Source organism: Streptomyces nogalater, assembly GCF_039532885.1.
Lineage (GTDB): Bacteria > Actinomycetota > Actinomycetes > Streptomycetales > Streptomycetaceae > Streptomyces > Streptomyces nogalater.
The window spans coordinates 1-1,040 of sequence record NZ_BAAASM010000023.1 but is presented as its reverse complement, the minus strand read 5'-3'; the positions used below and the strand labels follow the sequence as shown (position 1 = coordinate 1,040).

Sequence of the window (1,040 nt, the reverse complement as noted above, 5' to 3'; positions counted from 1 at the left end):
ACCTCGACCCGCACCACACCCAGGAGGCCACGGTCTCGTTGGACATGCCGCAACTCGGCCTGGACTGGCACGAGACCGTGCCGGTGCGCGACGAGCTCACCGGCGAGACCTACCACTGGGGCAGGGCCAACTATGTGCGCCTCGAACCGGGTCATAGGCCCGCGCATGTCTTCACCGTCCTGCGACCGTCCAACCCGCAGATCGGAGGGTCACCCACGATATGACCGTCAACGAGCCTGTTCCGGACACCTTCGAGGACACTCCCGCCAAGGACCGGGACCCGGAGTGGTTCAAACGCGCCGTCTTCTACGAGGTCCTGGTCCGCTCCTTCCAGGACAGCAACGGTGACGGCGTCGGCGACCTGAAGGGCCTGACCGCCAAGCTGGACTACCTCCAGTGGCTCGGCGTGGACTGCCTGTGGCTGCCGCCCTTCTTCAAGTCCCCGCTCCGGGACGGCGGTTACGACGTCTCCGACTACACCGCCGTACTGCCCGAGTTCGGTGACCTCGCCGACTTCGTGGAGTTCGTGGACGCCGCCCACCAGCGCGGCATGCGGGTGATCATCGACTTCGTCATGAACCACACCAGCGACCAGCACCCGTGGTTCCAGGAGTCGAGGCGGGACCCGCACGGGCCGTACGGGGAGTACTACGTCTGGGCCGACGACGACAAGCAGTACCAGGACGCCCGGATCATCTTCGTCGACACCGAGGTCTCCAACTGGACGTACGACCCGGTACGCAAGCAGTACTACTGGCACCGCTTCTTCTCGCACCAGCCGGACCTCAACTACGAGAACCCGGCCGTCCAGGAGGAGATCCTCTCCGCGCTGCGGTTCTGGCTGGACCTCGGCATCGACGGGTTCCGGCTGGACGCGGTGCCGTATCTGTACCAGCAGGAGGGCACCAACTGCGAGAACCTGCCCGCCACCCACGAGTTCCTGAAGCGGGTGCGCCGCGAGATCGACGCCCAGTATCCGGACACGGTGCTGCTGGCGGAGGCCAACCAGTGGCCCGAGGACGTGGTCGACTACTTCGGCG

1 protein-coding gene and 1 pseudogene are annotated in these 1,040 nt (G+C 66.1%); both read left to right on the top strand.

Features of this window, described 5'->3' with window-relative positions:
• Positions 1-224: pseudogene (locus ABD350_RS17650) on the top strand (alpha-1,4-glucan--maltose-1-phosphate maltosyltransferase); the annotation flags it as partial.
• The coding region (locus ABD350_RS17645; protein ID WP_344349095.1) for an alpha-amylase family glycosyl hydrolase at positions 221-1,040 on the top strand (820 nt) is incomplete at its 3' end. The pseudogene ABD350_RS17650 and the gene ABD350_RS17645, both read left to right, overlap by 4 nt.